Genomic DNA, 25,932 nt, shown 5'->3' with positions numbered 1-25,932 from the left:
ATTGGAGATATCACTGTGAAAAAGCATTGGATACGTAATTCCGTCACAGCATTATTAATGGTTAGCGCATCACTAGTAAGCGCGACCAGTTTTGCTGCGTCTGAACAAAAAGAAATTGGTGATCCTCGTAACGATCAGTTCGAGCAAAACCACCCAGATCAATACCATTCATGGAGACAAACGTCAGAGAGCGAAGCCATTGAAGACGCACTAAAAGAAGATCCAAACATGGTTATTCTATGGGCGGGCTACGGTTTCGCGAAAGACTACAACAAAGCCCGCGGCCACTTTTATGCGGTTGATGATGTAAGACAAACCCTGCGTACTGGCGGACCAACCGACGAAAATTCAGGCCCAATGCCAATGGCGTGCTGGAGCTGTAAAAGCCCAGACGTAGCACGCGTTATTGAAGAGCGTGGTGAAGACGGCTACTTTGAAGGTAAATGGGCTCGTCTTGGCAGCGAGATAGTCAATCCAATTGGTTGTGCCGACTGTCACGATACTCAAAGTGAAGGCTTTAAAAATGGCGAACCTGCACTAAAGATCACTCGTCCTTATGTTGAACGTGCGTTCGATGCGATTGGGAAGAACTTCGAAGAGCAAGGTCGCTTTGATCAGCAAGCCTCTGTGTGTGCTCAGTGTCACGTGGAATACTACTTCACGGGTCCAACAAAAGGTGTGAAATTCCCTTGGGATAAAGGGACGCGTGTTGAACAGATGGAAGAGTACTACGATCAGATTGGTTTTAAAGATTGGACACATAAAGTCTCTAAAGCACCAATGCTAAAGGCTCAGCACCCAGGTTACGAAACTTGGCGTGAAGGTATTCACGGTAAGAACAACGTCGCTTGTGTTGACTGCCACATGCCTAAAGTGACGAAAGAAGACGGTACCGTTTACACCGACCATAAAGTAGGTAACCCGTTTGACCGCTTCGAAGACACTTGTGCTAACTGCCATACTCAATCTAAAGAGACCATGCGTAACATCGTTTCAAGCCGCAAAGCTCAAGTACTAAACATGAAGCTGACCGCTGAGAAACAAATCGTAGCCGCTCACTTTGAAGCAGGCGCAGCATGGGAAGCAGGCGCAACAGAACAAGAGATGGCACCTATCTTACAAGATATTCGTCATGCGCAATGGCGTTGGGACTACGCTATCGCATCTCATGGTGTTCACATGCACGCGCCTGAAGTAGCCCTAGAGGTTCTTGGAACGGCGGTTGACCGCGCAGCAGACGCGCGAACTAAGATTGTTCGTCTACTTGCGAAGAAAGGCATTACCGATCCAATCGAGATTCCAGATATCTCAACCAAAGAAGCCGCTCAGAAAGCGCTAGGAATGGACATGGATAAGATGAATGCTGAGAAGCAACACTTCTTAGACACCGTGGTTCCTAAGTGGGAAGAGCAAGCTGAAAAGCGTGAAGCTAACTACGAATACTAGTTCCTTCAAATAGACCAATAAGATAAAACCAGTCACACTGTAAAGGTGTGGCTGGTTTTTTAGATTTGGGCGCACTCAACCGTCCCAATTTCACATTACCTTTTAGCTAATTCAAGGAACAAAGAATGAAGCACTTACTTTCGCTTTCGGCATTATGCATCGCATTAACAAGTTCAGGACTTCACGCCTCAGAACGAGCAGAAACAGGGTGGGAAATGATTGAGGAAGGTGCGCTGGTCGTTGATGTCAGGACACCAGGAGAGTTCAAGCAAGGTCATCTGGACAATGCGATTAACTACCCTCTTTCTGAAGTCGCTACGCACTTTGCCAGCATAGACAAAGCTCAACCTATCGTTTTGTATTGCCGCAGTGGTAACCGCTCAGGACAAGCTTACCAGTATTTGAAAGCTCAAGGGTTTACACAGATCCACAACGCTGGCGGTTTAATTGAGATGCAAGAAAGCAAATAATCTCGAAATTACAGATAGTGCCCGTTTAACGGATCATTTGCTTAGCTTGGTTGATCGAATGGATGATAGAGACACGATCAATGCCTTTCTGGTTAGAATCGAGAATTTGAGTCCAAGCATCGATCGCTTGTTGGTAGCGCATACTGATGAAGTGATCGGTCGCTATCAACATCAATGCCGTACGATCGTTGGGATCAAGCTCCATGGATTGATTTAAGAGCACTTTCACATCATCACTCATCGCCTGTGAACTTAGGTAATACAAGGCGCTCGCTTTAGCTGCATAAAGCCCTGAAGGCGCCTGTGGGTCTAAACGAATCGCATAGTCGTAACAGGTAAATGCAGCATCAAACTCCCCTTTCTGCATATAAACACCACCAAGCTTAAACCAAAGGTCTGATTGATTAGGGTCTTGCTCCAGGCTCTGCTGAAGTTCATTTTGGAAATCTGTTGCTGTATAGCTGCTGTCGTCACTTGAAGTAAGTTGAGGGGCTTCTTGTTTCATCTGAGACCAAACCAGAATGCTGGCTAATATCGCCACACATGAAATAAGGAGGTTGCCTTTAAGATGACTGGTTTTTCTGTTTGATGCGATCACGATTGCCACTAGAAATAGGCTCATTAGCAGCAAAGCAATCAGTAACCAGATATCCATTCCATTCTCCTTTCATTGACGCTTTACTGTACCTTTTTCTCACTAAAACAATATTGATCGAGGTTTAGCTATTGGCTTTTAAACAAGTCACAGCCAAATTCTAGGTAATAAAAAACCGAGCACAATGGCTCGGCTTTTTGTCTCAACTTCTATTTATAGAAGTGAAAGATTACTCAGTGTCTTGCTCGCTATCAGAAGCGTCTGATGCTTGCTCTTCACTTGATTCAGAAACGACTGCTGCTTCAGCGTTTGCTACTTCAGCTTCGCCTTCAACAACCTCAGCTTCTTCTACTTCGTCGATACGTTGTAGACCTACAACGTTCTCGTCGTCAGAAGTACGAATCAGTGTTACACCTTGAGTGTTACGACCAACTTGGCTCACTTCCGCAACGCGAGTACGTACTAGCGTACCTGCGTCGGTGATCATCATCATTTCGTCGCCTTCTTCAACTTGAACAGCGCCAACAACTGGGCCATTACGTTCAGAGACTTTGATAGAAACCACACCTTGCGTTGCACGGCCTTTCGTTGGGTATTCAGCTAGTTCAGTACGCTTACCGTAACCGTTTTGAGTCACAGTTAGGATATCGCCTTCGTTAGAAGGAACAATCAACGATACTACTTGATCGTCTTCTGGAAGCTTCATACCACGAACACCAGAGGCAGTACGGCCCATTGCACGTACTTTGTCCTCGTTAAAGCGAACAACTTTGCCCGATTTAGAGAACAGCATGATGTCGCTATCACCGTTAGTGATGTCAACGCCAATCAGTGAATCATCGTCACGTAGGTTAACTGCAATTAGGCCGTTAGCACGTACGTTTGCGAACTGATCCAGTGATGTCTTCTTAACAGTACCGTCACCCGTTGCCATGAAGATGAATTTCTCGTTAGAGAACTCAGAAACAGGCAGGATAGCCGTGATACGCTCACCTTCTTCTAGAGGAAGAATGTTAACGATAGGCTTACCACGAGCAGTACGACTTGCTAATGGCAGTTGGTAAACTTTCAGACGGTATGTCTTACCACGAGTAGAGAAACATAGGATGTTATCGTGAGTATTAGCAACAAGCAGACGCTCAATGTAATCCTCATCTTTCATCTTAGTTGCACTCTTACCTTTACCACCACGACGCTGAGCTTCGTAGTCGCTTAGGATTTGGTACTTAACGTAACCTGCGTTAGAAAGCGTTACTACAACGTCTTCTTGAGCAATCAGCTCTTCCATGTCGATGTCATGAACTGCCGCTGTGATTTCTGTACGACGCTCGTCGCCATAGATTTCACGTACTGCTTCAAGTTCTTCACGGATAACTTCCATCAAACGCTCAGTGCTTGCAAGAATGTGCATTAGCTCAGCGATTTCTTCTAGAAGGGCTTTGTACTCGTCTAGAATCTTCTCGTGCTCAAGGCCTGTTAGGCGGTGAAGACGAAGTTCTAGAATTGCTTGTGCTTGTGTTTCCGTTAGGAAGTATTGACCATCGCGGATGCCGTATTGGTCTTCTAACCAATCAGGACGAGCTGCGTCAGTACCTGCACGCTCAAGCATTGAAGCAACGTTACCAAGATCCCAACCACGAGACACTAAACCAACTTTAGCTTCTGCTGGTGTTGGCGCGCTCTTGATCAGTTCAATGATTTCATCAATGTTAGCAAGTGCTAGAGACAATGCTTCAAGGATGTGTGCACGGTCGCGTGCTTTCTTCAATTCGAAGATAGTACGACGAGTCACAACTTCGCGACGGTGGTCTACGAAGCACTTAAGCATGTCTTTGATGTTGAACAACTGTGGTTGACCGTTATTCAACGCAACCATGTTGATACCGAAAGTCGTTTGCAGTTGAGTTTGAGCGTATAGGTTGTTAAGAACCACTTCGCCTACTGCATCACGCTTACATTCAATAACAATACGCATACCGTCTTTATCAGACTCGTCACGCAGTGCACTGATGCCTTCTACTTTCTTATCTTTAACCAGTTCAGCAATCTTCTCGATCAAACGAGCTTTGTTTACTTGGTAAGGGATCTCAGTAACGATAATGGTTTCTTTACCATTCTTCTCTACTTCGATATCCGCTTTTGAACGCATGTAAACCTTACCGCGGCCAGTCTTGTAAGCATCTACGATGCCTTTACGACCACTGATAAGTGCTGCTGTTGGAAAGTCAGGACCAGGGATATAGTCCATTAGCTCATCAATAGTGATATCTTCATTATTGATAAATGCTAAACAGCCATCAACAACTTCACCAAGGTTATGTGGTGGGATGTTGGTAGCCATACCTACTGCGATACCAGAAGCACCGTTTACCAATAGGTTAGGAATTTTTGTAGGAAGTACTGCTGGAATTTGTTCTGTACCATCGTAGTTCGGTACGTAATCCACAGTTTCCTTATCAAGGTCAGCCAGGAGCTCGTGAGCAATTTTCGCCATACGAACTTCGGTATAACGCATTGCAGCCGCGGAGTCGCCATCGATAGAACCAAAGTTACCTTGGCCATCAACTAGCATGTAACGCAGTGAGAACGGTTGCGCCATACGAACAATAGTATCGTATACAGCACTATCACCATGTGGGTGGTATTTACCGATTACATCACCTACTACACGAGCAGACTTTTTATATGGTTTGTTCCAATCATTACCTAGTACATTCATCGCGAACAAAACGCGGCGGTGTACAGGTTTTAGGCCATCACGCACATCTGGAAGGGCACGACCAACGATGACGGACATCGCGTAGTCTAGGTATGAACCTCTAAGCTCATCTTCAATATTTACGGGCGTGATCTCTTTCGCTAGATCGCTCATAGAGCCATTTTCCCTCTATAGTCAGATCGTATTTTTGAATACGTATAAGACCGAAAAATATAACACAAATTTACCTACGGAGGCATCACTTTCCCTCTCCTTTTACCATCTTGTGACCCTTGTAGCCAATCAATTGATGAGAAATTGCACCTCCGCATCATATCTTGCTGAAACATGGTCACTTTACATCCAATAAACTAGCAAAATTGTAGATCTTCTGGTCAGCGCGAAAAGGCAAGTTATAATGCCTGCAATTTCATGGATGCATTATTTAACTTGGAAATGCCGATTATGACTAAATCACAGAACGTAGACCCAGCAGAAATCAAGAAATTCGAAGACATGGCGTCACGCTGGTGGGATCTAGAAGGCGAATTTAAGCCACTACATCAAATCAACCCACTGCGCCTAAATTACGTATTAGAGAAGACTGAAGGCCTATTTGGTAAGAAAGTCCTCGATGTTGGCTGCGGCGGCGGTATTCTTGCAGAAAGCATGGCGGTTGAAGGTGCGATAGTGACAGGCCTAGACATGGGTAAAGAACCGCTAGAAGTCGCGCGCCTTCACGCATTAGAAACGGGCACCAAGCTCGATTACATCCAGAGCACTATCGAAGACCACGCAGAACAGAACCCACAGACGTACGATGTGGTAACGTGCATGGAAATGCTTGAACACGTTCCTGACCCACAATCTGTTATCACTGCCTGTTCGAAATTGGTGAAACCGGGCGGCCACGTGTTCTTTTCTACATTAAACCGTAATTTCAAATCTTACTTGTTTGCGATTGTTGGTGCAGAGAAGCTATTGAGGATCGTTCCAGAAGGCACTCATGAACACGAGAAGTTCATTCGCCCTGCTGAACTTATCAAGATGGTCGATAACACTCCGCTGCAAGAACTAGGGATTACAGGGCTGCACTACAATCCTCTTACGGACACTTATCGTTTAGGCACAAATGTAGACGTAAACTACATCGTCCACACGCAAAACTTTGGCTAAAAAATATCGGTAGCCCTACCGTAAAACCTTTTGTAAAAAAGACGAATGAAAAGAGTTGCAATTACCATAACTTTGCGACTTTTTTCAGTCTAAATTTCGTGCGCTAGCTTCCATTTTGACCACCTCGATTTAAATTTAATCGCCTAAAATCAATCGCCCATTTTGGCCAAAGATCAAGGAATTTTTTTTTATGGGCGTGCAAAAATAAAGCATCATTAAAAGCCGACTTTTATACAATCAAGTCACATATAACCTCATCAGTTAGTGGTCACTTACAGTTTTTTTTCAATCCACCACTTATCCACAAGCAACCCCATTTCTTTACCTTGAAAAATATCAGTTGTAGCACTATCTTGTAACCCAACAAACAAATGACCCCTATATGTTGTGTTTGAACTACAATGTATGGGTAGACCAAGATCACAAAGCCGAAACGTAATTTACAAAAATTACACAGAAATACACAAAAACACGGCCTTGTTCAGTTTTGTTAGGGAAATTAAGCAGAATGAACCAACAACTTACTGTTACCAAGCGTAACGGGCGCAAAGAAACGATCGATCTAGAGAAGATCCATCGCGTGATTACATGGGCAGCTGAAGGCTTGCACAATGTTTCTGTATCACAAGTAGAATTGAAAGCTCACATTCAGTTTTACGATGGCATCACCACTACTGACATTCATGAAACTATCATCAAGTCAGCAGCGGATTTAATCTCTGAAGAGACTCCTGATTACCAATATCTAGCAGCACGTCTGTCTGTATTCCACCTACGTAAAAAAGCGTACGGCGAATACGAGCCGCCTGCACTGTATGACCACGTTGCAAAACTGGTTGATATGGGTAAATACGATAGCCACCTTATGGAAGATTACACGAAAGCTGAATTCGAAGAGCTTGACGAGTACATCGACCACAAACGTGACTTAGACTTCTCTTACGCAGCGGTTAAGCAGCTCGAAGGTAAATACTTCGTGCAAAACCGTGTAACGAAAGAAATCTACGAGAGTGCTCAGTTCCTTTACATTTTAGTTGCTGCGTGTCTATTCGCTAAATACCCGAAATCGACTCGTCTTGACTACATCAAACGTTTTTACGACGCATCGTCTACGTTTAAGATTTCTCTACCTACACCGATCATGTCTGGTGTACGTACGCCTACTCGTCAATTCAGTTCTTGTGTACTGATCGAGTGTGGTGACAGCCTTGATTCAATCAACGCGACAGCAAGCTCAATTGTTCGTTACGTATCTCAACGTGCTGGTATTGGTATCAACGCAGGTCGTATCCGTGCGCTTGGTTCTGAAATCCGTAATGGTGAAGCGTTCCACACAGGCTGTATCCCTTTCTACAAATACTTCCAAACAGCAGTAAAATGTTGTTCTCAAGGTGGTGTTCGTGGCGGTGCAGCAACGGTATTCTACCCACTATGGCACGGTGAAGTTCAGTCTCTATTAGTACTGAAAAACAACCGCGGCGTTGAAGAGAACCGAGTTCGTCACATGGATTACGGCGTACAGCTGAACAAGCTTATGTACTCTCGCCTAGTTCAGGGTGGCAACATCAGCCTGTTCTCACCTTCAGACGTACCTGGCCTTTACGATGCGTTCTTCGAAAACCAAGACCGTTTTGAAGAGCTATACGTTAAGTACGAAAACGATCCTTCAGTGAAGCGTGAAACGGTTAAAGCCGTTGAGCTTTTCTCTCTGCTAATGCAAGAGCGTGCTTCTACTGGTCGTATCTACATTCAGAACGTTGACCACTGTAATACACACAGCCCGTTTGATTCTGAAGTAGCACCTGTTCGTCAATCGAACCTATGTCTAGAAATCGCGCTTCCTACTAAGCCACTTTCTAACGTAGAAGATGACGAAGGCGAAATTGCACTATGTACGCTTTCAGCATTCAACCTTGGCGCAATCAATGAACTGGACGACCTAGCAGAGCTTTCTGAGCTGGTTGTTCGTGCTCTAGATGCACTGCTTGATTACCAAGACTACCCGCTTCCAGCTGCATACAAGTCGACAATGAACCGTCGTACTTTAGGTGTAGGTGTAATCAACTACGCATACTACCTAGCGAAGAATGGTGTTAAGTACTCTGATGGCAGCGCGAATGGCCTGACTCACCGTACTTTTGAAGCAATTCAATACCACTTGCTAAAAGCATCTGTTGAACTAGCGAAAGAGCAAGGCCGTTGCCCATCTTTCCACGAGACCAACTACGCGAAAGGCCTACTGCCAATCGATACTTACAAAAAAGATATCGACTTAGTATGTGAAGAGCCACTGCACTACGATTGGGATTCTCTACGTGAAGAGATCATGGAGCACGGTCTGCGTAACTCTACGCTAACAGCGCTTATGCCTTCTGAGACATCGTCTCAAATCTCGAACGCGACTAACGGTATCGAGCCACCACGTGGTTACGTATCAGTGAAAGCATCGAAAGACGGCATCCTTAAGCAAGTGGTTCCAGATTTCCTAAATCTTAAAGAGAACTACGAGCTACTTTGGAACATTGGTTCTAACGACGGTTACCTACACCTAGTGGGTATCATGCAAAAATTCGTTGACCAAGCTATCTCTGCAAACACTAACTATGACCCAAGTGTTTACGACAGCGGTAAAGTACCAATGAAGAAGCTGCTTCAAGACCTACTAACAGCGTACAAGTACGGTGTTAAGACGCTTTACTACCATAACACTCGTGATGGTGCTAAAGACGACCAAGGCGATGCAGTTCAAGTGCCGGAAGAAGATTGTGAAGGCGGCGGTTGTAAGATCTAAACCGCAATAAACATTAAGACCCCAGAGAAGAGTTATCTTCTCTGGGTTTAAAGCATTAACAGGGTCCGTTTTATTACGGGTCTTTAAAGGATTTGAGGCATTTATGGCTTACAGTACTTTTTCTCAGCAAAAAAATGACCAACTAAAAGAACCAATGTTCTTGGGTCAGTCGGTAAACGTTGCACGTTACGACCAACAAAAATTCGAAATCTTCGAAAAGCTTATCGAGAAGCAGCTTTCTTTCTTCTGGCGTCCAGAAGAAGTAGACGTGTCTAGCGACCGTATCGACTACAACAAGCTTCCTGAGCATGAAAAGCACATCTTCATCTCTAACTTGAAGTACCAAACGCTTCTAGATTCAATCCAAGGCCGCAGCCCTAACGTTGCCCTACTTCCATTGGTATCTCTACCAGAAGTTGAAACTTGGATTGAAACTTGGTCTTTCTCTGAAACGATTCACTCTCGTTCTTACACGCACATCATCCGTAACATCGTGAATGATCCAGGCGTAGTATTCGACGACATCGTTGAAAATGAAGAGATTCTGAAGCGTGCTAAAGACATCGCTTTCTACTACGACGACCTAATCAAGCTAACGGCTGACTACCACCGCTACGGTGAAGGCAACCACAGCATCAACGGCGAAGACGTCAAGATTTCACTTCACGACCTGAAGAAGAAACTTTACCTATGTCTAATGTCTGTAAACGCACTAGAAGCGATTCGTTTCTACGTAAGTTTCGCATGTTCATTTGCATTCGCTGAGCGTGAGCTAATGGAAGGTAACGCGAAGATCATCAAGCTAATCGCTCGTGATGAAGCCCTTCACCTTACTGGTACACAGCACATGATCAACTTGCTACGCAATGGTCAAGATGATTTTGAATTCATGCAGATCGCTGAAGAGTGTAAGCAAGAGTGTTTCGACCTATTCAAAGAAGCGGCTGAGCAAGAGAAAGAGTGGGCAGAATACCTATTCAAAGATGGCTCTATGATTGGTCTGAACAAAGACATTCTTTGCCAATACGTTGAGTACATTACCAACATCCGTATGCAGGCTGTTGGCCTAGGTACGGCTTACCCAGCAGCAACGTCGAACCCAATTCCATGGATCAACGCTTGGTTGTCTTCAGATAACGTTCAAGTTGCTCCACAAGAAGCAGAAATCAGTTCTTACCTAGTTGGCCAAATCGACAACGAAGTAAAAGCTGACGACTTTGAAGGATTTGAGCTGTAATGCCAACAATCAAAATCAACAAACTGACTTCAATTGAATCTAACCCTTCAAACACTCTGTTGGAAACAATGGAACAAGCTGGGTTAGAGCCAGAATACAACTGCCGAGATGGTCACTGTGGCGCTTGCCGCTGCACGTTGGATTCTGGTGAGGTCGAGTACGTTGGTTTTGCTATGGCTTACACGCAAGGTAATGAGATATTGCCTTGTATCTGTAAAGCAAAGACTGAGCTATCGCTGAGTAACGTTATTCATAGAAACAAGCAAAAACGCGCATAAGCCAGCTGGCTTTAGGTCACTTTGTTCGAATATCGTCAATAAGAATCAAAAAAGGGTCCGCTTCCTTTAGGAATGCGGACCCTTTTCTATTTATGTCTTTAGGTATCTAAAGCGACTCGTCTATCACTCAACCAAATCTTCCTGTTGGCTTGTGTCATACAAAGCCAAACGTTTATTGCTGAGTCAGGTTAAGAGTCACAGAGCCAATATAACAAGCGCTTCGGCACTCTCCACAGCCGTTACACTTATCTTTGTCCACTGTAGGCAACTCTCCTACTTCGATGTGTATTGCACCAGCTGAACACGCCGTTTGGCATGCTGAACAGTCCATTTGCATGTAATTATTGCAGCTATCCGCAAAGCTCGGCTTGAGGTCGATATAAGGCGTGACCGTTGGATGAAGTGCGCCGGTCGGACACACTTCAGTGCATTTGTTACACATAGAACAACTGTTGTAATCCAAATTCAGCAGCGCACTGCCCTCTAGCATATCAATAACGCTATTTGGACACGATTGTTCACACAATCCACAACCGTCGCAAAGACGCTCAAACAGCACCTCATCGACCGCTCTTGGCGGTCTTGCATGCAAGCGCTGTGATATCTCTTCATAATTCGCGGCTGCTTTAACCGGTTTAGAAAGTCGAGTTAAGAAACCGCGTCTATTTGAATTTATTTGTTCAGACATTAGTCGATATATAACTTTTTAGTAGCAACGTTTAAATTATATTCAGATATTAAGTACTTAAACCAATCTATTACATCAACCGATAGCTTTTTATAAAAAGATAACTCTGATGCTTTATTTAGTTTTTCTAAATAAACAGAAGACCAAGTTAATAAGTGACCCTCAAGTAATTCACCGGCTGAATTAATATTATTATTTTCTAACAAATACGCATGAGCGAATAACATTAAACCAAATTGATCTTCCGGCTCTCTTAACCCAGTGTCTAATTCAATCTGATTCAATTCTAAAAACTGGCGATACTCAACCGTAGAAGCACCAAACACAACGCGGTCTTTATCTAGGTACACAGAACCCCAAGGCGGAGCTGGCATGTCTCCAACGCCTTCAAACAGGCGGCTGAACTCTGCTGCGAGCGCATCTTCGTCTTCGCTTCTTAATGCCTGCAAGCATTCTTCAGAGAGTACTTCGCTCTCAACCAAAGCTTCGACAATGGTGATTAACTGTTCTTTACTTGTCGCTTGATAAAATAGCGAACCCAACAATTTATGCGTATCGATAATCATTATTATTTATACCGTTATAGGTTTAAAGATAATTATATTAATTAACTCATTTCATTCTTTGATCTATTTTATACATTCAATTCATAAACTTTAAATTCCACACTTATTTGATGCCAATCAATCAATAATTCGAAATAAATACATAAAGAACAAACTACCTATAAAGTGCTAGCTATCAATAGCAAAAGGCATCTTAGAATGACGAATAAGAAAGAATCTGGGGTAATGAATCTTACTCGAAGAGGCTTCATGAAAGCTTCCTCTGCAGTAGGTAGTGCAGCTGCACTTGCGGGCGGTATTGCATTACCTTTCAAATCCAAACCAGTAGCGGCTGCAGTTGCTGAAAATGTGGATGAGAAAATCGTATGGAGTGCATGTACAGTAAACTGTGGCTCTCGCTGCCCACTGCGTATGCATGTACAAAACGGTGAAATCAAATACGTAGAAACAGACAACACAGGCACTGACGAATACGGTCATCACCAAGTTCGTGCGTGTCTACGTGGTCGCTCGATGCGCCGCCGTGTTTATAACCCAGATCGCCTAAAGTACCCAATGAAACGTGTGGGTAAACGTGGTGAAGGTAAGTTTAAGCGTATTAGCTGGGAAGAGGCTTATGATGAAGTCGCTGGCACCATGCAACGCCTTATCAAAGACTACGGTAACGACACTATCTACCTAAACTACGGTACAGGTACGCTGGGCGGCACGGTTACTAAATCTTGGCCACCAGCTCAAACGCTGATTGCTCGTCTAATGAACCTAAGTGGTGGTTACTTAAACCATTACGGTGACTACTCAACAGCGCAAATCACGAAAGGCTTGAGCTACACCTACGGCGGTTGGGCAAACAACAACTCTTTCTCTGATTTAGAGAACACTAAACTTAACATTCAGTTTGGTAACAACCCTGCTGAGACGCGTATGTCTGGTGGCGGCCAGATCCACCACTACGTTGAAAGCAAAAACAAATCAAACGCAAGAACGATCATCATCGACCCTCGCTACACCGATACTGCCGGTGGCCGTGAAGATCAATGGATCCCAATTCGTCCTTCTACAGATGCGGCATTGGTAGCGGGTCTTGCACACGTGATGATCACTGAAGACCTTGTCGACCAACCGTTCCTAGACAAATACTGTGTCGGTTACGATGAGAAGACCCTTCCTGCATCAGCGCCTAAAAACAGCGACTACAAATCTTACATCCTAGGTTTAGGTGAAGATGGCGTAGAGAAGACACCAGAATGGGCTTCTAAGATCACGGGTATTCCAGTTGACACCATCGTTAAGCTTGGCCGTGAAATGGGCACAGCGAAACCATGTGCGATTCACCAAGGTTGGGGCTTACAACGCACTGCGAACGGTGAACTAGCGTGTCGTGCAATCGCGATGCTGTCACTGCTCACTGGTTCTGTGGGCGTATCAGGCGGTTCAACAGGCGCTCGTGAAAGCGACATCAACATTCCATTTGTGCGCTTCCCTACTGTGCCAAACCCAGTTGAAACGTCTATTTCAATGTTCATGTGGACAGACGCGATTTACCGTCACCATGAAATGACCGACATCACTGATGGTGTTCGCGGTGCAGAGCGCCTTAAGAACCCAATCAAGATGATCTGGAACTACGCAGGTAACTGCATCATTAACCAACACTCAGACATCAACAAGACTCACGCGATTCTTCAAGATGAAAGTGCGTGTGAAATGATTGTCGTGGTTGATAACCATATGACGTCTTCAGCGAAGTACGCCGATATCATCCTGCCAGACTTAACAACGTCTGAGCAAGACGACTGGTGTATGGACGGTAAAGCGGCGAACATGCCTTACTTCATCTACGCGCAGAAAGCGATTGAGCCTCAGTTTGAAGCAAAATCTATCTACGAGATGTGTACTCAGCTTGCGAAACGAATGGGCGTAGAAAAAGAGTTCACCGAAGGCCGTACTCAAGAGCAATGGATTGAGCACCTTTACGCAGAAACTCGTAAGAACGATCCAACACTGCCAACCTTCGAAGAGATGAAAGAGCTGGGTATCTACAAACGTAGCTACGACCACCACTACATCGCTTATGAAGATTTCCGTAAAGATCCTGAAGCGAACCCACTGACCACACCAAGTGGCAAGATCGAGATCTACTCAGAGCAACTGGCTGATATCGCGAAGACTTGGAAGCTGAAAGAAGACGAAGTGATTCACCCACTTCCGATTTACGCGGACTCTTTCGAAGGTCATAACGACCCACTAGCAGAGAAGTACCCACTTCAGCTAACCGGTTTCCACTACAAGGCTCGTACTCACTCGACTTACGGCAACGTTGCAGAAATCAAAGCAGCAGCACCGCAAGAGTTGTGGATCAACCCAATCGATGCAAAAGAACGTGGTATTGAAAGCGGCGACATGGTGAGTATTTTCAACGACCGTGGCGAAGTACATATTCCAGCGAAAGTGACACCTAGGATTCTTCCTCGAGTTGTCGCACTAGGCGAAGGTGCATGGTACGCACCAGATGGTCAGAAGATCGACCATGCAGGCTCTATCAACGTGCTGACGACTCAGCGCCCGAGCCCACTTGCTAAGGGTAACCCTCAGCATACAAACCTAGTTCAAATCAAAGCGCTAAAGAAAGCATAAGGTAGGTTGGAATGAAACAATACGGCTTTTACATTGATTCAAGTAAATGCACGGGTTGTAAAACCTGTCAGCTTGCTTGTAAAGATTATAACGATCTAGACATCAAAACGAACTACCGTCGCGTATACGAATATGCCGGTGGTGGCTTCACTCAAGATGGTGATACCTGGGTTCAGAAAGATGTCTTTTCTTACTACCTATCTATCGCTTGTAACCACTGTACTAACCCAGCGTGTGTGAAAGTGTGTCCTTCGGGCGCAATGCACAAACGTGATGAAGACGGTTTGGTTGTGGTTGATGAGAGCGTATGTATTGGTTGTCAGCACTGTAGCAATGCGTGTCCTTACGGCGCACCACAATACAATGCTAAGAAAGGTCATATGACGAAATGCGATGGTTGTTACCAACGTGTTTCTGAAGGCAAACAGCCTATCTGTGTTGAGTCTTGCCCACTTCGTGCATTGGAGTTTGGTGAAATCAATACACTTCGCGAGAAGTACGGCTCTGGTGCGGATGTGGCTCCACTGCCATCTTCAACAGAAACGCTACCAAACATCGTGATTAAGCTGAACAAAAACGCGAAGCCGACTGGCGATACCAGCGGTCACCTAGCAAACCCGAAGGAGGTGTAAGATGATTTTTCATGAGTGGTCTTTAATCTTCTTTACGGTGCTGGCGCAAACTGCGGTTGGTGGTTACTTACTGATTGGCGCACGTGCACTGGTACTTGGTCATGACGAAGAGAAGCTGAACAGCTACAAGGTTCCAATGTTTATCCTATGGGTACTGATGGGTCTTGGCTTCATGTTCTCGACAACGCACCTTGGCTCTCCACTGCGCGCGTTTAACGCTTTTAATCAGCTAGGTTCGGCTTGGTTGTCTAACGAAGTGTTCTTCGGTGCGGCATTCTTCGCTGTCGGTGGCCTGCAATGGTTACTGTCGGTAGTCAAGAAAGGTGGCGTTGCTATCCAGAAAGCACTGATGATTGGCGCGATGGTACTGGGTGTTATCTTCATGTACGCGATGATCAACGTATACATGATCAACACAGTACCGACGTGGGACAACATCTACACACCACTGAGCTTCATCATGACGATGGTTGTGGGTGGCTTGCTGTTATCTCAGTTCGTGATTGTATTCGCAAACGACAGCCGCTTTACGGTTGACCGTAACATCACCATGTTGGCTGTTATCGCTGTTGCTATCAGCTTGCTTGTGACAGTAGGAAAACTGAACCTAATCGGAGACATCCAAACTTCAGCGGCAAAAGCGTCTGAGTTAGTCGATGGTTTAGGTAGCTATGTGATTCTTCAAGTGGCACTGCTAATGGCAAGCTTGTTGATTTGGATTCTACCTATGCTGAACAAAGCAAAAGTGAACCCAGTTAACCTTGGCTTAGCACTAGTATTGTTCTTGGCTTCAGAGTTAATCGGCCGTGGTTTGTTCTACAGCCTACATATGACAAGCGGTTTGTAATCGAGTTCTTACAGAGATGAGTTGCGTGTAAACATCGCTGCTTGTTTGGTTATCTAGAAGGCTAGATAAACAAAAGGCCCAACACCTATTTAGATGTTGGGCCTTTTTATTTCGTTTTTTCTAGCGTTTTTAATACAGACTTAGCGAGTTCGCTTACATCGTTAGCTTACATAGCTACTTAATGATAGCCGCTGGAATAAACATGTCTTTTAATCGCTTAACCGAAGAATAAGTACCAAACATCGGTTTGTTATCTAAATGCCTTCTCAGCATATCGGCGGCAACGGTCTTAATCACGTTGCGTTGGTCTTCACGCGAGTACTGACGATAAAACTCAAGTACCTGCCCCCACTCGCCTGCTTCAGTCGACAATGCAACGCTGAATGTGTTGCCTTCCAGCTTACCAGTCACCAAAGCCAATTCAGTTCCGCACTTATCTCTTGTTGCTCCAGCCAGCGCAAAGGTCGCGGCTAATGGATCGCTCTTTTCAAGTTCGCTCTCTTTTGGCTCAGCCATCACCCATGAGTGTCCGAAGCAATCTTCTATCTGCTCATTCAATTGCAGCCACGCTGACAGTGAACCTTTGGTCGACACTTCAGACACAGATAACGTCTTCTTTTTTTCCGCCATGATGTGTCCAATATGGTCAATCATCGGCTCATCAACACTAACGACATTACTCTCTAGCAGCTTGTAAACCATCTGCAGGAGCTTAACGCGAGTTTCTAAGTCTGCCTTAGGACCAAACAGTTTGACCTCAATGAACGGCAGATAAGAGCGATAACCAAGTTCATAACCTTCTGGCAGCTTTAGTTGATCCAAAACATCAGAGATACCGGACTCAGACAAACCAAACGTAAACAGTCGACTGCATTCAGAGGCAACCACTTGAGGGTAGGTACACGACAAGTCAGGAAGAATCTCAAACGTCACCATGCGCTTGAATTCACTTGGTACACCCGGCGTGAAATAGAAAGTCGCATCGTTAATTTTCAGTTTGAAGCCACAAGCCGTCCCTACAGGGTTATCGACAATCTCTGAACTCGCAGGTAACAAAGCTTGTTTAAGGTTGCTGTCTGGCATTGGCATGCCACGTCCAGAGAACATCTCTTCCATACGATCAAGCCATTCAGGGAACATGACGAGTTTCTGCTCGGAAGCAGCTGCAGCGGCGGCAGCACTCATATCATCGGTTGTCGGGCCTAAACCACCATTAACGATAACCACATCATAGTTAAAGCTCAGCATCAGCAGTTCTTCAACAAGAGCATTCATTTGATCACCCACAGTTGAGCGCTTAGCAAGCGCAAAACCATGCTGATAAAACTCAGCAGACATCCAAGCTGCGTTTGTATCTACAATGTCTCCATGAAGAACTTCTTCACCTGTGCTTAACATTGCGATTTTCGTCATATTTCTATCCCTTGTTGTCATAAAAAGACACTGCATTATTTACAAACTGGTCTATGGTTGAATTTGGAGCAATTCGCCTTTTCACTAATATTAATAATGTTAAACCTAAGGTTTTCTTAGGAAAAGCTATAAATTATTAGTTCCCTAAATCAGGCATTTAATAGATAATTGTGACCCTGATCAATTCCAAACTTTCTCATGGAGACCCTTGTGTCCAAATCACCGTTACTAGCAAAGGTTACTGCCGCATTTTCAATGCTAATGTCAGTTAACTCGGTTGCAAGCCAATACGACTTCGACCAGCCAATCAACCTTTCTTACTCGGATGAATGTGCTCAAGATTACTGTTTTAATGACAACTTGTACACCTACAAGCCTAGTACCAATTACGCACTGAGCGAATCGAGTGATGAGTACGACTTCTCAATCCAACAACCAAAACACATGTTGGTGAGTCAGGAGAAAGATTGGGATTACCTAATGGGTCAAACCTACACCATTCTTGGCTTGAGTGTCGTGACAGTGGGTCTAATGACTCTGCTCCCTGAAAGTATTACTAAGTGGGATGATGACCAACGTGATATCAGCTCATTAGGTAAAAAGTGGAAAGATAACGTTTCTGCTGGTCCAACATGGGACCGTGACGAACACTTCCTAAACTACGTAATGCACCCATATTTCGGTGGTGTTTACTACACCGCAGCTCGACACGCAGGTTACGACGAGTTTGAGTCATTCTTATACTCTTGGACTATGTCGACGTTCTTCTGGGAATACGGCGTAGAAGCGTTTGCAGAAGTACCTTCATGGCAAGATCTCTTCATCACACCTTTCTTCGGTGCGGTTGTCGGTGAAATGATGCTAGAAGCAGAGCAGGATATCATTGCTTCAGGTGGCGAAGTGATGGGCTCTCAAACCATGGGTGATGTGTCGCTATTCTTCCTTAACCCTGTTGGACACATTCACTACTGGGTAAGTGACGCATGGGGCGGTGATGCAGAAGTTAACCTGAATACTAACCCTTGGTGGGATAACCAAGACGCTGCACGTTTTGCTTACGATGCTGGCGCACCATACGACTCTCAGTTTGTTGGTATGAACTTCAAAGTAACGTTCTAATTCGTCTCTAGTACTACTCAATATAAGTTATTGAATATAAGTTGCTGAATCATCAATCACAGTGACAACTCTTCTAAAAAGCGGCTCTCTAGCCGCTTTTTTTGTGCCCTACTCTTCATTCTCTTTTTTTGCATCGAAGCTTAGTTTCAAAAATTGACCTAGGTCAAACATTGTTCGATGTAACCTTCTACACTGAAATTAAAGAACTTTATCGCGTGATATCAAACATTTAATTAGCAAAGAATAATTGAAACCTTGGGGGCTGATATGAACAGTACATTTATCGTAAACTTTATCGGAAAAGCATCACCAGCAACAATCAAACAGCTTGCTGCGGTTACTCACGAAAACGACGGCAAATGGCTCATCAGTAAAGTGAACTTTATTGAAGACCAAGTCGCAGGCGTACTAAAGGTTCAACTTCCAGCCATCAACGAATCGATTGTAAAAGAAGCGTTCAGCGCCAATCCAGATCTCATCGTGCAGTTTGTCGATTCCGATCATACACACAATGTTCAAGACACGGTCCATCACTTGAGACTCGACTCTAACGACCGAGCAGGTATCGTCAACGAAGTGACTCATGTATTGGATAGACAAGGAATCAGTATTCTCGATATGGATTGTCACCGCGTCTTTATCGCTGGTGGCGGCGGTGTTAGCTCAAGTCTATTCACATCAAAAATCGCCGTTAAGCTGCCAATCGAAGTACAGATCGACGACGTAGTTAATGAACTCGAAACGCTCAGTGAAGATACTCGTGTGATGATTGAAAGCTAAATAAACAAAATTAAAGAACAAAAAAGAGCAGCTCATTAGCTGCTCTTTGTATTGCTCTGAATTTGTGATTCAGTTACTTAACTGACCATTGTGATAATGAGCGTTTGAAGTCTTCATAGCCGAATTCATTTAGCTTCTGAACTTCACCACTGCTACGTTCACAGTAGATTGAAGGCATTTTAAGGCCATTGAACCAGTTCAATTTCACCATTGTGTAACCCGCGCTGTCTAACAGATGCAGCTTTTGACCAATCTTAAGTGGCTCATCAAAGCTCGCTTCGCAGAACTGATCGCCCGCAAGACATGAACACGAACCAATCACGTAGTCATGGCTGCCTGTTTCTGATGCTTCCAATACTGATGCGGGCTCATTGTAGATAAGCGTGTCAAGGCGGTGCGCCTCAGTCGCTGAATCCACAATCGCTGTTTTCTTCACGTTCTCAACAATATCGACCACTGTCACAACTAGGTCGGTTGTTTTAGTGATGATCGCTTCACCCGGCTCAAGATACATCTGCACACCGTGCTTTTCAGAGAAGGCTTTCAGCGCAAGACCGAGTTTTTCGATGTCATAGCCAGGCCATGTGAAGAACACACCTCCGCCCATGCTCACCCAGTCCAACTTATCTAAGTGCTCACCAAACTGTTCTGAGATTGAATCAAGCAGGCCGATAAACGCATCGACGTCTTTGTTCTCACAGTTCATGTGGAACATCACACCATTAATCTCATCGAAAATTTCTGGTTTGATGTGGTCAGCTTGCACGCCCAAACGCGAGAATTGACGTGCTGGATTCGCCAAGTCTTGCCCTGCGTAGCTCACGCCCGGATTTAAACGTAAACCCAGTGAAGCTTTACCTTCAACAATATGACGGTAAGCAGCAAGTTGGCTTTGAGAGTTGAAGATCATCTTGTCGCAGATGTCAGCAACCTCTCTCACGTCATCTTCACTGTAGCCCACACTGTAAGCATGAGTTTCACCGCCAAAAGTTTCGTGACCTAATTTCACTTCATAAGGGCCAGAACTAGTAGTACCGTCTAGGTACGGTTTGATGATGTCAAACACGCCCCAAGTCGAGAAGCACTTAAGCGCAAGTACCAATTTCACACCTGAAATCTCTTTCAGTTGCTTGGCTTTTTCTAAGTTCGCAATCAACTTGTCTTCGTTGATCATGAAATATGGGGTTTTTAGTTCTTCTTTCTTAAACGTCATTTTTGTAAACACTCAAGCAGCATCTATAGATGGAAAGGTAAATTAACAATTTTGGTGTGATTTATTTTGATTTTGTCCTGTCCGAGCGCAGTGAGTTACAAAATCAAAATAAATGATACCAAAGCTTCAAGGCTATCATCATCGAAAAGGGAACAATCCATGTCCCCTTTAATTAGCAATCAAAACAAGAAATCAGTTCTTATTTTTTCAGCTCATGAATCACTGGAAGACCTTGGCCTGCTTCAAGCTCTTGAACATGCCAATCTAGACCAATTTCCGGCATAGTTGCTAGGAACGGATCTGGATTTAACTGTTCCATGTTGAACACGCCTTTATCAGCCCATTCGCCACGGAAGAACTGAAGTGCAGCGGTAATCGCTGGAACACCAGTTGTATAAGAGATCGCTTGGTGCTCTACGTCTTCGTAAGCCACTTCGTGGTCTGCGTTATTGTAGATGAATACGCTACGCTCTTTACCATCTTTCTTACCTTGAACCCAAGTACCGATACACGTTAAACCAGTGTAACCCGGAGCTAGAGATGTTGGATCCGGTAGTAGTGCTTTAAGAACATGCAGAGGCTGAACCACAGTACCATCGTGCAGTGTTAGCGGATCTGGGCTAAGAAGACCGATATCACGCATGCAGTTGAAGTAGTTCAAGTATGCATCACCAAAGCCCATCCAAAATTCGATACGCTTAGCTGGGATGAACTCTTTCATTGAACGAACTTCATCGTGCGCCATTGAGTAAACTTTGTGAGAACCACAGTTCGGGAATTCAAACTCAAGCATACGAGAGTGACAAGGTACTTGTTTCCACTCTTCATTTTCCCAGTAGAAAGAATCGCCTTGGATCTCAAGCATGTTGGTTTCTGGGTCAAAGTTTGTCGCAAACTTCTTGCCGTGGTCACCAGCATTCACATCCATTACATCAATTGAGTCAATCTCATCGAACAAGTGCTTAACCGCGTATGCAGCAAAGATTGATACCACACCTGGATCGAAACCAGCACCAAGAATACCTGTGATGCCTGCTTCAGCGAACTTCTCACGGTAGCCCCACTGCCAATCGTAAGCTTGTGGTACTTGTTGGCCTTCAGAACATAGGTCAACCGCTACCGATGTATCTAAATAAGAAACTTTAGATTGGTAACATGCTTCCATGATTGCCATGTTTACCCAAGGAGGACCAGCGTTGATCACTAGATCCGGCTGAACTTCTTTAATCAAAGCAACAAGCGCATCAACATCATCAGCGTCTACTGAACGTGCTTCTAGTTTCTTAGTTGAATCTTTAAGGTTGTTTTTGCCCTTGATAGATTCGATGATTTTTTCACACTTCGCGATTGTGCGAGAAGCGATTGTGATATCACCCAGTACTTCGTTATTTTGTGCTGCTTTGTGTGCAACAACCCAACCAACGCCGCCTGCACCAATTTGTAGAATAGCCATAGTATTAATTACCCTTGTTGTTCTGCTAGCTCAGTGGCTAGAGTTTGAATTTTGTTAATTAGAGATTTGAAATCTGATGTCTTTAGGCACGGATTCAAGATAGTGAATTTAAGCGCACTCTTACCATCCACGACCGTTTCACCGAGTACTGCAACACCACGAGTCAGCGCTTCCAGTCTTAGCGTTTGATTCAATTTGTCTAAATCTAGCTCGCCGTTTGCTGACGGCTTAGATCGGAACAGCACTGTTGATAGTGACGGCTCTGCGAGTAGCTCTAAGTCAGCTTGGTTTTGAATCAGGTCTGCCACTTCTAGCGTTTGCTCAAGAAGATGGTCGTACATATCACCCAACTGCTTTGGTCCAACGCTTTGCATCGTCATGAAGACTTTCAATGCATCGAAACGCTTGGTGGTCGCAATAGACTTATCGACTAGATTTGGCAGTTCATCGTGTTCGCGGTTTAGGTAATCTGCGTGATGTAGAAGGTACTTAAAGTTCGCTTTGTCTTTCAACAATACCGCGCCGCAGCTGATTGTTTGATAGAACAATTTGTGGAAATCGACACTCACAGAGTCCGCTTTTTCGATGCCTTGTAAGCGAGCCTTGTGGCTACTCAAGATAAGCGCGCCACCGTATGCACTGTCGACATGGAACCAAAGGCCTTGCTGACTTGCGATTTCTGCAATCGCATCAAGGTCATCGATAGCACCATGATCGGTTGTGCCCGCAGTACCAATCACAGCAAAAGGAATCAGACCTTGTGCTTTCAGTGCTTTCACTTCTGCGTCTAGCAAGTCAGGCTTGATAGTGCCGTTTGCATTGGTATCAACACAGCACACTGCCGCTTCGCCTAGCCCTAGTAGAGAGGCTGACTTTTGAACCGTGAAGTGAGATTTCTTTGAACATAAGATACGCAGCTTGCTCGCGTATTCTGGTAAGCCAAGCTTTTGGATAGAATGACCATTGTGCTTATCCGCAACCCAGTCTCTCGCAAGCAATAAACCCATTAGGTTACTTTGCGTGCCTCCGCTAGTGAAAACACCGTCAGCTTGTGCGCCAAGTTGGTATTTGTCACACATCCAATCCACAACGCGCTGCTCAACATAAGTCGCAGCCGATGCTTGGTCCCATGAATCCATTGATTGATTCAACGCCGCGATAATCGATTCCGCTGCTACCGAAGCCATAAGAGGAGGAGTGTGAAGGTGTGCAATGCAATCTGGGTGTTGCACGAAGATGGAGTTTGCAGCGACAAGGTCTGCAGTACTATCTACAACATCAACCAAAGCGTGTTGATTGTTATCAAGGTCGACAGCATTGATAGCTGCTTCTAGCACTTTTGGATCTAAACCCGAATAAGGGGTTTCAACCTGTTCAAAAACCGCTTTCATCGCTTGAGTGGTTTGGTTCATCACGTTAGCAAATTCGTCGCTACCGACTAAACCTGTATGGATGAAATGCTTGTTCCATTCTTGGTTTGCTTGTTCGCTTGAAGCTGGGTCTTGTTGTAAGCCACCACCAGCTGCGATGATCGCTTCTTCCATTACGCGGAGTGCAAAGTCAATCTGCTCAAAAGAGATAATCATTGGCGGAAGGAAACGAATTACCGAGCCATCACGACCACCCTTTTCAACCATCAAGCCACGCTCTAACGCTGCTCGTTGAATCGCTAGGGTTAGTTCGCCGTCTGATTGTGGTTCGCCAAACTTGTTAAGCTCACCATTTGGTTGTTTGATCTCAGCACCGAGCATCAGGCCTTTACCACGAACTTCAGCAATACAGCTAACGCGTGATTGAATCTTCTCAAGCCCGTGACGTAAATATTGGCCTGCGATGTTCGCGTGCTCAACTAAGCCATCTCGTTCGATGATCTCCAACGCCTTAGCGCCAGAGACCATTGCTAATTGGTTACCACGGAATGTACCGGTGTGCTCACCCGCTTTCCATGTATCAATGCTCTTATCGAACACAAGCAGCGACATAGGCAGTCCGCCACCAATCGCTTTAGATAAACATAAGATATCTGGATTAACACCAGACTCTTCAAACGCAAATCGATGGCCAGTTTTGCCCACACCACACTGAATCTCATCAAAAATCAGTAGGATGCCGTGCTCATCACAGATGCGACGTAGGCCTTGTAACCAAGATGCTGGAGCAGGAATCACACCGCCCTCACCTTGCACAGGCTCAACGATCATCGCCGCCGGTTTCATGATGCCAGACTCGTCATCATTCAACATACGTTCGATGTAACGAATGCTCGCGTTAGCACCCGCTTCACCACCAATACCAAACGGGCAGCGTAGGTTGTATGGGAAAGGCATGAAGTGCACATCAGACATCAAGCCGCTACGACGCTCTTTAGTGCCGAGGTTACCCATCATACCCATGGTGCCGTTCGTCATACCATGGTAAGCACCACGGAAAGCAAACATGGTGTTGCGACCTGTGGTTTGCTTGGCGAGCTTGATCGCCGCTTCCACAGCGTCAGCGCCAGATGGGCCACAGAATTGAAGAACCGAGTTATTTGAAAAGTCTTGAGGAAGAAAAGCTTTAACTCGCTTGATAAACGTCTCTTTTGCTTGAGTCGTGATATCAAGTGTTTGGTATGGCAAACCAGAATCGAGTTGGTCTTTAAGTGCTTGGTTAATCTCAGGGTGGTTGTAACCCAGAGAAAGTGTACCTGCACCGGCTAAGCAATCGAGAAAGAGTTGGCCACGAGTATCTTCAACTAAAGCGCCACATGCTCGTTTAATAGCAATAGGCAGGCGTCTTGGGTAAGAGCGAACATCCGACTCATGCTGTTCTTGCTCTAGCAAAATAGCGTCAGGTGTTAGGTCGTACGTTCCCTCTAAGATAGGAACCATAGTTGAAAATGAATTTGCGATAGTATTGATATCGACTTCAAAGGCGGTAGTCATAAAAGTCCCCTTGAATGTGTTCATACTCACCTCCATCAGACGCAATTACCCACCAACTCTCGTTAAATTTGGAGAGAGTTCATAGTGAAGTACACGTATTGTCTAGAAATGAGATATAGCTGTACGCTCGCATAAGTCAAATGACGAATACGAAATTAAGCCGTCTTAAGACAGCGATAAATTGTTAGCGTGAGCTCAAGGTTCAGTAATGCTACTGTTTTGAAGAATTGGACATTTTTGCAGGATCGGGCAGCTATGAGGAGCTGGTCCCTTTGGAAATGCAGAGCTGATTAGCAATGTTGTAATTAGTGTGTTCAATGTTGGGTTTCCCATTAACATGACGAACTGCGCCATAAGTATCCCGTCTATCAGCTAAAGGACTAGCCAATACCTACCCTACGTAATGTCCCAATCAGCAAGAATGGTCACTACGCGTATCCCCCAGAAGCAATCGTTGCTCTTCTTGAACATTTTCATTCCGAGATTGCGCGGGAAAGTAACATAAAGTGAAATGAACGATCAATAGTTTTTAGTAATAGCTTGATAAATAGCAGCGGTGGCTAAGCAATTGCTGTAAATATCGTCACACTATCGTTTGGGAAAGAGATCCCCGGTTCATTCGTTCCTCATACCCGAGGATGACGACGTGGGACTATAAACGTTGCTAGAGAAGCTTGGAGGTCATGGCGTCACTCCCTAGAGCGAGGAATGAGTTCATAGGGAGTCCCGAACAACATGTCGATGTATGGCTTTATTAAAGAAGTTACCTGATGCAATAGATTAAACTGAAGTTAATCAGCAAGCGGCAAGAGATCCCCGCTTCAATCGTTCCTCACGCCCGAGGATGACGACGTGGGGTTATAAACGTTACTAGAGAGACTTTGAGGTCAAGGCGTCACTCCCTAGAGCGAGGAATGAGTTCATAGAAAATCTCGCACTGAAACCAACAAAGTTCACTACACAGATAAA

19 protein-coding genes are annotated in these 25,932 nt (G+C 44.9%); 11 read left to right on the top strand and 8 right to left on the bottom strand.

What is annotated here, in order from left to right:
* Window positions 1-15: 15 nt before the first annotated feature.
* Together nrfA and AB4154_RS15465 are read left to right on the top strand one after the other, a co-directional pair.
* Window positions 16-1,446, top strand: a complete 1,431-nt coding sequence (nrfA, locus tag AB4154_RS15470; protein WP_029235145.1) for an ammonia-forming nitrite reductase cytochrome c552 subunit — start codon at window positions 16-18, stop codon at window positions 1,444-1,446.
* A gap of 125 nt (window positions 1,447-1,571) precedes the next feature.
* The gene (locus tag AB4154_RS15465) at window positions 1,572-1,916 is read left to right on the top strand and encodes a rhodanese-like domain-containing protein (RefSeq protein WP_017063559.1); all 345 of its coding nucleotides are present in this window, start codon (window positions 1,572-1,574) and stop codon (window positions 1,914-1,916) included.
* Between the two features lie 25 nt (window positions 1,917-1,941).
* Here AB4154_RS15465 and AB4154_RS15460 read toward each other — a convergent pair whose 3' ends face one another.
* Window positions 1,942-2,571 carry a tetratricopeptide repeat protein gene (locus AB4154_RS15460; RefSeq protein ID WP_017066842.1) on the bottom strand — a complete coding sequence of 210 codons (630 nt, stop codon included), beginning with the start codon at window positions 2,569-2,571 and terminating at the stop codon, window positions 1,942-1,944.
* Between the two features lie 169 nt (window positions 2,572-2,740).
* The gene (gyrA, locus tag AB4154_RS15455) at window positions 2,741-5,383 is read right to left on the bottom strand and encodes a DNA topoisomerase (ATP-hydrolyzing) subunit A (protein ID WP_017072500.1); all 2,643 of its coding nucleotides are present in this window, start codon (window positions 5,381-5,383) and stop codon (window positions 2,741-2,743) included.
* A gap of 258 nt (window positions 5,384-5,641) precedes the next feature.
* On the opposite strand from gyrA, the gene ubiG reads away from it, so the two are divergent.
* From ubiG to yfaE, 4 genes are all read left to right on the top strand, one after another.
* Window positions 5,642-6,385, top strand: a complete 744-nt coding sequence (gene ubiG / locus AB4154_RS15450) for a bifunctional 2-polyprenyl-6-hydroxyphenol methylase/3-demethylubiquinol 3-O-methyltransferase UbiG (protein ID WP_017060991.1) — start codon at window positions 5,642-5,644, stop codon at window positions 6,383-6,385.
* Between the two features lie 508 nt (window positions 6,386-6,893).
* Entirely contained in the window at window positions 6,894-9,176 is a 2,283-nt protein-coding gene (gene nrdA, locus AB4154_RS15445; RefSeq protein WP_017060992.1) for a class 1a ribonucleoside-diphosphate reductase subunit alpha, read from the top strand.
* 103 nt (window positions 9,177-9,279) lie between these two features.
* Complete coding sequence (nrdB, locus tag AB4154_RS15440; protein ID WP_017063554.1) at window positions 9,280-10,413, top strand: class Ia ribonucleoside-diphosphate reductase subunit beta; 1,134 nt, start codon at window positions 9,280-9,282, stop codon at window positions 10,411-10,413.
* On the top strand, window positions 10,413-10,691 hold the full coding sequence (gene yfaE, locus AB4154_RS15435) for a class I ribonucleotide reductase maintenance protein YfaE (RefSeq protein WP_010438115.1): 279 nt from the start codon (window positions 10,413-10,415) through the stop codon (window positions 10,689-10,691). The genes nrdB and yfaE overlap by 1 nt, the downstream gene beginning before the upstream one ends.
* A gap of 172 nt (window positions 10,692-10,863) precedes the next feature.
* Here yfaE and napF read toward each other — a convergent pair whose 3' ends face one another.
* The gene (napF, locus tag AB4154_RS15430) at window positions 10,864-11,379 is read right to left on the bottom strand and encodes a ferredoxin-type protein NapF (protein ID WP_372123478.1); all 516 of its coding nucleotides are present in this window, start codon (window positions 11,377-11,379) and stop codon (window positions 10,864-10,866) included.
* Window positions 11,379-11,945, bottom strand: a complete 567-nt coding sequence (locus tag AB4154_RS15425) for a molecular chaperone (protein ID WP_017060995.1) — start codon at window positions 11,943-11,945, stop codon at window positions 11,379-11,381. The genes napF and AB4154_RS15425 overlap by 1 nt, the downstream gene beginning before the upstream one ends.
* Window positions 11,946-12,143: 198 nt before the next feature.
* Here AB4154_RS15425 and AB4154_RS15420 point away from each other — a divergent pair, with 198 nt between their 5' ends.
* Genes AB4154_RS15420 through AB4154_RS15410 form a run of 3 tightly spaced genes read left to right on the top strand, consistent with a single transcriptional unit; the run spans window position 12,144 to window position 16,061 of the window.
* A complete protein-coding gene (locus AB4154_RS15420) occupies window positions 12,144-14,582 on the top strand; it encodes a DmsA/YnfE/YnfF family dimethyl sulfoxide reductase (RefSeq protein ID WP_017060996.1) in 2,439 nt (812 codons plus the stop codon).
* Window positions 14,583-14,593: 11 nt separating this feature from the next.
* Entirely contained in the window at window positions 14,594-15,214 is a 621-nt protein-coding gene (locus AB4154_RS15415) for a DMSO/selenate family reductase complex B subunit (protein WP_004733360.1), read from the top strand.
* A 1-nt stretch (window position 15,215) separates the two neighbouring features.
* Entirely contained in the window at window positions 15,216-16,061 is an 846-nt protein-coding gene (locus AB4154_RS15410; protein ID WP_372123476.1) for a dimethyl sulfoxide reductase anchor subunit family protein, read from the top strand.
* A 174-nt stretch (window positions 16,062-16,235) separates the two neighbouring features.
* Here the strand turns inward: AB4154_RS15410 and AB4154_RS15405 are convergent, their stop codons facing one another.
* On the bottom strand, window positions 16,236-17,474 hold the full coding sequence (locus tag AB4154_RS15405; RefSeq protein ID WP_017063552.1) for a CinA family nicotinamide mononucleotide deamidase-related protein: 1,239 nt from the start codon (window positions 17,472-17,474) through the stop codon (window positions 16,236-16,238).
* A gap of 210 nt (window positions 17,475-17,684) precedes the next feature.
* Here AB4154_RS15405 and AB4154_RS15400 point away from each other — a divergent pair, with 210 nt between their 5' ends.
* Together AB4154_RS15400 and AB4154_RS15395 are read left to right on the top strand one after the other, a co-directional pair.
* Window positions 17,685-18,593 (top strand): DUF3943 domain-containing protein, encoded by a 909-nt coding sequence (locus AB4154_RS15400; protein ID WP_372123474.1) that lies wholly within the window; start codon window positions 17,685-17,687, stop codon window positions 18,591-18,593.
* A 267-nt stretch (window positions 18,594-18,860) separates the two neighbouring features.
* A complete protein-coding gene (locus AB4154_RS15395) occupies window positions 18,861-19,373 on the top strand; it encodes a glycine cleavage system protein R (protein ID WP_017061000.1) in 513 nt (170 codons plus the stop codon).
* A gap of 73 nt (window positions 19,374-19,446) precedes the next feature.
* On the opposite strand, the gene nspC is transcribed toward AB4154_RS15395, so the two are convergent.
* From nspC to AB4154_RS15380, 3 genes are all read right to left on the bottom strand, one after another.
* Window positions 19,447-20,586 (bottom strand): carboxynorspermidine decarboxylase, encoded by a 1,140-nt coding sequence (gene nspC / locus AB4154_RS15390; RefSeq protein ID WP_017063550.1) that lies wholly within the window; start codon window positions 20,584-20,586, stop codon window positions 19,447-19,449.
* Window positions 20,587-20,785: 199 nt separating this feature from the next.
* On the bottom strand, window positions 20,786-22,039 hold the full coding sequence (locus AB4154_RS15385; protein WP_017061002.1) for a carboxynorspermidine synthase: 1,254 nt from the start codon (window positions 22,037-22,039) through the stop codon (window positions 20,786-20,788).
* An 8-nt stretch (window positions 22,040-22,047) separates the two neighbouring features.
* A complete protein-coding gene (locus tag AB4154_RS15380) occupies window positions 22,048-24,987 on the bottom strand; it encodes a pyridoxal phosphate-dependent class III aminotransferase (protein WP_372123472.1) in 2,940 nt (979 codons plus the stop codon).
* Between the last annotated feature and the right edge of the window lie 945 nt (window positions 24,988-25,932).

Origin of the sequence: Vibrio sp. 10N.286.51.B11, from assembly GCF_041469245.1 — a bacterium.
GTDB lineage: Bacteria > Pseudomonadota > Gammaproteobacteria > Enterobacterales > Vibrionaceae > Vibrio > Vibrio crassostreae_C.
This window is presented reverse-complemented; position numbering and strand designations above follow the sequence as displayed.